General features: G+C 62.8%; 6 protein-coding genes. 3 read left to right on the forward strand and 3 right to left on the reverse strand.

Going from position 1 to position 6,363, the window contains the following annotated elements; genetic code table 11:
- Both B3873_RS03865 and B3873_RS03870 read right to left on the reverse strand, forming a co-directional pair.
- Window positions 1-822: an ABC transporter permease gene (locus B3873_RS03865; RefSeq protein ID WP_039790479.1), complete on the reverse strand. Its 822-nt coding sequence runs from the start codon at window positions 820-822 to the stop codon at window positions 1-3.
- Between the two features lie 15 nt (window positions 823-837).
- Window positions 838-1,815: an ABC transporter substrate-binding protein gene (locus tag B3873_RS03870; protein WP_286864127.1), complete on the reverse strand. Its 978-nt coding sequence runs from the start codon at window positions 1,813-1,815 to the stop codon at window positions 838-840.
- A gap of 344 nt (window positions 1,816-2,159) precedes the next feature.
- On the opposite strand from B3873_RS03870, the gene ffh reads away from it, so the two are divergent.
- The 3 genes from ffh (at window position 2,160) to B3873_RS03885 (ending at window position 5,174) form a co-directional block, all read left to right on the forward strand.
- Entirely contained in the window at window positions 2,160-3,530 is a 1,371-nt protein-coding gene (gene ffh, locus B3873_RS03875) for a signal recognition particle protein (protein WP_039790476.1), read from the forward strand.
- A gap of 416 nt (window positions 3,531-3,946) precedes the next feature.
- On the forward strand, window positions 3,947-4,426 hold the full coding sequence (locus tag B3873_RS03880) for an SWIB/MDM2 domain-containing protein (protein ID WP_286864128.1): 480 nt from the start codon (window positions 3,947-3,949) through the stop codon (window positions 4,424-4,426).
- Window positions 4,427-4,766: 340 nt separating this feature from the next.
- Entirely contained in the window at window positions 4,767-5,174 is a 408-nt protein-coding gene (locus B3873_RS03885; RefSeq protein ID WP_134221188.1) for a hypothetical protein, read from the forward strand.
- A 69-nt stretch (window positions 5,175-5,243) separates the two neighbouring features.
- On the opposite strand, the gene proS is transcribed toward B3873_RS03885, so the two are convergent.
- A partial coding sequence (gene proS, locus B3873_RS03890; RefSeq protein ID WP_286864129.1) for a proline--tRNA ligase occupies window positions 5,244-6,363 on the reverse strand: 1,120 nt, incomplete at its 5' end.

The following is a 6,363-nucleotide window of genomic DNA, read 5'->3' on the forward strand; positions in this document are numbered from 1 at the left end:
TCAGTTCTCCAGCCCGCGATGCCAGCGCAGCATGTAATTGTTGAGGCGGCTCATGCCCAGGTCAATCGCCAAGCCCAGGAGGCCGATGGTGATCATGCCGGCGATGATCTTGTCCGACCAGAAATATTCACGTGCCTCCATGATGCGGAAACCCAGGCCGTTGCTCACCGCAATCATCTCGGCCACGATCACCACGATGAAGGCAGTCCCGATGCCGATGCGCACCCCCGAGAGGATGTAGGGCACCGCCGCCGGCAGCATCACCCGCAGGAACAGCGTGGACTGGCTCGCCCCCAGATTGCGGGCCGCGCGCAGGTAGATGCTGTCGACCTGGCGCACCCCGGCGATGGTATTCATCAGCACCGGGAAGAACGCCCCCAGCGAGATCAGGAACAGCGCCGGCGGATTGCCCAGCCCGAACCAGAGGATGGCCAGCGGGATGTAGGCAATCGGCGGAATCGGACGGATCACCTGCACCGTCAGGTTCATGAGCCCATAGATGCGCTGGCTGGAGCCCATCAGCAAGCCCAGCGGCAGGGCCAGTCCGGCACCAATCAGGAAGCCTGCCACCACCCGGTACAGGCTGCCGATGGCATCCATGATCAGTTCGCCCGAGAAGGCCCAGGCCAGCCAACTGCCGGCCTCGGGCTCATAGGGCTTGAGCGGGGTGGCGTATTCCACCCATTTCTTCAGGACCGCCCAGGGCGAAGGCAGGATCTGCGGATTGATCCAGCCAGCCCGGGACGCGCCCTCCCACAGCGCGATCACGACGATCGGCACCAGCAGCCCCTGCAGGAAGCTGCCCTTGTTGTTCTTTGCCATCGAGATTCCCCCGTCTTACTTCAGGTTCATGCTCTTCTTGGCCTGCTCCAGCAGATCGGTCTTCACCCAATCCTTGGCCACCGGCGGCTTGGCCATCTTGCCGGTACCGTACTTGGCCATGGTGTCGGTGGTGACCTGGATGTGCTCGGCCGTGATGTCGTAGGCGTAGGGCGAGTTGCCGATGGCGTCGTAAAAGTCTTCCTTGCTGATCTGGTTCTTGAAGATCACTTCACGCACGTACTTTTCGGCCACTTCCGGCTTGTCGATGAAGGTCTTGGTCGCCTCCAGGAAGCAGCGCATGAACTTCTCGGCCAGCGGACGCTTCTCGGTGTAGAACTTCTCGGTCATCACCATGGTGCGATAGGGCTCGCCGATCGGGGTGTCATACGGCTTCATCACTTCCACGCCGAAGCCCTTGTTGATGGCCTGCGAGGATTGTGGCTCGCTCTGCATCATGGCGTCGATGTTCTTGCCCAGCAGGGCCTGGTTCAGGTCGGCGAAGGCCAGATAGACGATGGTGACATCCTTGGCGGAAAGGCCGTTCTGTCCCAGTTCGGCATCCAGCAGCACTTCATGGATGCCACCCCGGGTGACGCCCACCTTCTTGCCCTTCAGGTCCTTGACCGACTTGATGCCGGAGTCCTTGCCCGCCACCAGGCGCGCGCCTCCCTTGGCGAAACCGGCCACCACATAGATCGGTGCGCCGTTGGCCCGGCCCGAAATGGCAGCCTCGGAGGCGGTCGTGCCCACATCGAGCTCACCGGCCAGGATGCCCTGCATCACGTCCGGGCCCTTGGCAAAGACCTTTTCATCGACCTTGATGCCACACTTGGGGGCGATCTCCTTGATGTAGGACACCGCACCATAGTGGGCGAACTTCAGGTTGCCCAGGCGGATGACGTCGTCGGCCGCGTGGCTGCTGGCCGAAAATCCGGCGCAGGCCAGCAGGGCCAGCGCGATCCATTGTTTTTGTTTTGGTTTTTGCTGTTGCATTTCCACTCTCCTCTTGTGTGTATCGTTGTTGATACGGCGCGCCGGCGGCAGTCGTGCAGGCCGGCAGTCTCGATGGCGTTGGCCCGTGCTGCGTGGCAGGGGCCTTGATTATTCTGTGCGCTTGGAAATTCAGCGCCCATGTATACACAAAGAGCGCAAGCCGTACAAGCTGTTAATTTTACGTAGCGCCCCCATCTGGGCCGCACGCGCCGGCAGGGGCGCAGCGGGGCTGATCGGTTAGAATGCAGGATTGCCCGCCGCCCCGCCTGCGCACTCCCGGTGCGTCGTAGTCCCGGCCAGCGGCCCTGCGGCCTTTCCGCCCCCATTCATTTGCAGATATCACCATGCTAGACAACCTGACCCAACGCCTCGCCAAAGTCGTCAAAACCATGCGCGGCGAGGCGCGACTGACCGAATCCAATACCGCCGAGATGCTGCGCGAAGTGCGCCTGGCCCTGCTGGAGGCCGACGTGGCGCTGCCCGCCGTGCGCGAGTTCATCGCCAAGGTGAAGGAAAAAGCCATGGGCGAAGAGGTCATCGGCTCGCTCACCCCTGGCCAGGCGCTGGTCGGCGTGGTCCAGCGCGAGCTGGCCAGCCTGATGGGCGCCGACCTCGGTGCCGAAGCCTCGCAACTGAACTTTGCCACCCAGCCGCCGGCGATCATCCTCATGGCCGGCCTGCAGGGTGCCGGTAAAACCACCACCGTCGGCAAGCTCGCCAAGTACCTGCGCGAGAACAAGAAGAAAAAGGTCCTGACCGTCTCCGCCGACGTCTACCGCCCGGCCGCCATCGGCCAGCTGCAGACCGTGACTGGCCAGGCCGGTGCCGACTTCTTCCCCAGCCAGCCGACCGACAAGCCGGTCGACATCGCCCTGGCCGCGCTGGACTACGCCAAGAAGCACCACCACGAAGTGCTGATCGTCGACACCGCCGGCCGCCTGGGCATCGACCAGGCCATGATGGATGAAATCCGTGCCGTGCACGCCGCCATCAAGCCCATCGAAACTCTGTTCGTGGTCGACGCCATGCTCGGCCAGGACGCCATCAACACCGCCAAGGCCTTCAACGACGCCCTGCCGCTGACCGGCGTGGTGCTCACCAAGCTGGACGGCGACTCGCGCGGCGGCGCTGCCCTGTCGGTGCGCCATATCACCGGCAAGCCCATCAAGTTCGCCGGTGTGGCCGAAAAGCTCGACGGCCTGGAAGCCTTCGATCCCTCGCGCATGGCCAACCGCATCCTGGGCATGGGCGACATCCTGGCGCTGGTGGAAGAGGCACGCAAGGGCGTGGACATGGAAGCCGCGCAGGACCTGGCGCACAAGATCAAGGGCGGCGGCAAGTTCGACCTCAATGACTTCAAGGCGCAACTGTCGCAGATGAAGAAGATGGGCGGCCTCACCAGCCTGCTCGACAAGCTGCCGGCCCAGATGCAGGCCGCCGCCGGCAACGCCAACATGGACCAGGCCGAGAAACAGGTGCGCCGCATGGAAGGCATCATCAACTCCATGACCCCGCAGGAACGCGCCAAGCCGGAACTGATCAAGGCCACCCGCAAGCGCCGCATCGCCGCCGGTGCCGGCGTGCAGGTGCAGGAAGTCAACCGCATGCTGTCGCAGTTCGAGCAGATGCAATCGATGATGAAGAAGCTCAAGGGCGGCGGCATGATGAAGATGATGCGTGGCATGAAGGGCATGCTGCCGGGCGGCATGCGCTGACCGTTCTGGCTGCAAAGCCTTGCTGGACAAGGCTTTGCAGCCCTTCTGCACGACCTCCGGCGGTCTCTTCTGGCGTCGGAAAAACTCCCCTCCTCCGCGTTTCCCCTCCGTTTTCCAGACCCGCTCCCATCTCTCCGGATGCGTTTTCTGCCCGCTTCATGCGCACGAAAACATGCCCTTCTTTCATCGCTTTTGCTTCACCTCCGATATCGCCAAAGCAGCCCTTTTCCGGACTTCCACGATCCGCCGCGATCCCTTTACCGGCGCGGCTTGACGGCGGATCGGGGCGGCTCGTTGTTTCCTGGCGCTTTCACGGGAAAATCCACTAAAAAATACTTGCGTGGCCGTGCAAAGAGCACCACTATTAGCGGTGCGTAAATGACGCATTCATCTCATTCTTGTGAGGAGTCTTTCCGATGGCCACAGCAAAAAAAGCAGCAGCCGCAGTAAAGAAGCCAGCAGCAAAACCCGCAGCCAAACCCGCAGCCAAGGCAGCCGCCAAACCGGCCGCCAAAGCCGCCGCTCCCAAGGCCACAGCCAAGCCTGCAGCCAAGGCAGCGCCGAAAGCCGCACCGAAGGCCGCTCCCAAGGCAGCCGCTCCCAAGAAAGCCGCAGCAAAACCCGCCGCCAAGCCCGCAGCAAAACGTACTCCCAATGCCGCCTTCATGAAGCCGCTGACGCCGTCGGCAGCCCTGGGCGAGGTGGTCGGCGCCAAGCCGCTGCCACGCACTGAAGTGACCAAGAAAGTCTGGGAATACATCAAGAAGCACAAGCTGCAGAACGCCGAAAACAAGCGCAACATCGATGCCGATGACAAGCTCAAGGCAATCTTCGGTGGCAAGAAGCAAGTCACGATGTTTGAAATGACCAAGCTGATCTCGGCTCACCTGAGCTGATCGACGCCCGCGGTTTGCAAGCGACTTGCAAACAAAAACGCCCGCAGATGTCATGCGGGCGTTTTTGTTTCCGGATGTTTCAGCAGCCGTGGCCTTGTGCGCGGTTTTCCTCTTGTCTGACGCCGCATGCAGCACTTCTCTGATGGCGAGCAGGCCTGTCACCGCCTACCATGGCGGTTATGCAGGGTGTGGCACTGGCCGCAAAGGCCGGTTTCAGCTTTCCAGCTCACATCGCCTCCGGCAGAACTGAATAAAAGAACCGAAAACCGGAAACCGGGTCTATCCCTGTGCCATCCACTGATGAGCCTGGACGCTCATGACCAAGAGAAAGGAAATGACCATGCCAAACCAAACCGCCACCCTGCGTCACCAACTGCTGCGTTCGGCCAGCGCCCTCGTGATCGGCCTGGCCGCCCTGGGCGGTGCCTCGCACGTGTTCGCTGCGGGCAAGGCCGGCAATTCGGAATACCAGCAGCAGATCGCCGCCTGCAAGAGCGGCGCCTCCACCGAAGACCGCGCTACCTGCCTGCGTGAAGCCGGTGCTGCCCAGCAAGCCGCTGCGCGCGGCACGCTGACCGATCCGGGCGCAGCGCAACTGAAGGAAAACGCCCTGCGCCGCTGTGAGGGCTTGCCGCAATCGGATCGCATCGATTGCGAGAAGCGCGTCAACGGCCAGGGCAACAGCGATGGCAGCGTCGCCTCGGGCGGCATCCTGCGCGAGACCGTGACCATCGTCCCGGCCAAGTAATTTCGCTCTCCCCAAAAACGAAGGCGGACGCCATGGCGTCCGCCTTTGTCATTGCAGCCTGTGGAAAGATCAGGCGGCCAGCTTGCCCTGGATGAAGGCCAGCGCCTCGGCCAGCGGTACTTGGGTGGCTTCTGCATCGCGGCGACCCTGGTATTCGATGTTGCCATCCTTGAGGCCACGGTCACCGACCACGATGCGATGCGGCACGCCGATCAGTTCCCAGTCGGCGAACATCGCGCCCGGACGCTCGCCACGATCATCCAGTACCACATCCACACCCACCTCGGTCAGTTGCGCGTACAGCTTGTCGATTTCGGTCTTGACGGCTTCGCTGCGGTCATAGCCCATGGGGCAGAGCACCACTTCGAAGGGCGCAATCGAGGTCGGCCAGATGATGCCGCGGTCGTCGAAATTCTGTTCGATGGCCGCGCCCAGGATACGGGTGACGCCGATGCCGTAGCAGCCCATCACCAGCGGTTGCGGCTTGCCGGACTCATCCAGGTAAGTCGCCTTCATCGCTTCGGAATAGGTGGTGCCCAGCTGGAAAACATGGCCCACTTCAATGCCGCGCTGGATCGCCAGCACGCCCTTGCCGTCCGGCGAGGCATCGCCTTCAACGACGTTGCGGATATCGGCCACCAGCGGCTCGGGCAGGTCGCGGCCCCAGTTGGCACCGGTGTAGTGGAAATCGGCTTCGTTGGCGCCGCAGACGAAATCGGCCATGTTGGCGACCGTGCGGTCGGCCACCACCTTGACCGGCTTCTTGGTGCCGATCGGGCCCAGGTAGCCCGGGGGCGTGCCGAACCATTCAACGATCTCGGCTTCGTTGGCGAAGCGGTAGGTGGACAGGCCCGGAATCTTGCTGGCCTTCACTTCGTTGAGTTCATGGTCGCCGCGCAGCAGCAGCAGCCAGATTTCCTTCTTGGCCGGATCTTCGTTGTCCACTGCCAGCACGATGGATTTGACGGTGCGTGCCAGCGGCAGGCCCAGCAGTTCGGCCACGGCTTCGCACTTGGACTTGCCCGGCGTGGCGGTCTTTTCCAGCGCCTGGGTGGCGGCACCACGGTTGCTGTCCACGGGCAGCGCTTCGGCCGCTTCCATGTTGGCGGCGTAATCGGAGGTCGGGCAATAGACCAGTGCGTCCTCACCGGTGGCGGCGATCACGTGGAACTCGTGCGAACCCGAACCC

The sequence above is a fragment of the Herbaspirillum sp. UBA812 genome, from assembly GCF_002296545.1.
In the GTDB taxonomy this organism is placed as follows: domain Bacteria; phylum Pseudomonadota; class Gammaproteobacteria; order Burkholderiales; family Burkholderiaceae_D; genus Herbaspirillum; species Herbaspirillum huttiense.

Coding starts and splice junctions, on each gene's coding strand:
- B3873_RS03865 (WP_039790479.1), bottom strand. CDS start 822: ATGGCAAAGAACAACAAGGGCAGCTTCCTGCAGGGGCTGCTGGTGCCG.
- B3873_RS03870 (WP_286864127.1), bottom strand. CDS start 1,815: ATGCAACAGCAAAAACCAAAACAAAAACAATGGATCGCGCTGGCCCTG.
- B3873_RS03880 (WP_286864128.1), top strand. CDS start 3,947: ATGGCCACAGCAAAAAAAGCAGCAGCCGCAGTAAAGAAGCCAGCAGCA.
- ffh (WP_039790476.1), top strand. CDS start 2,160: ATGCTAGACAACCTGACCCAACGCCTCGCCAAAGTCGTCAAAACCATG.
- B3873_RS03885 (WP_134221188.1), top strand. CDS start 4,767: ATGCCAAACCAAACCGCCACCCTGCGTCACCAACTGCTGCGTTCGGCC.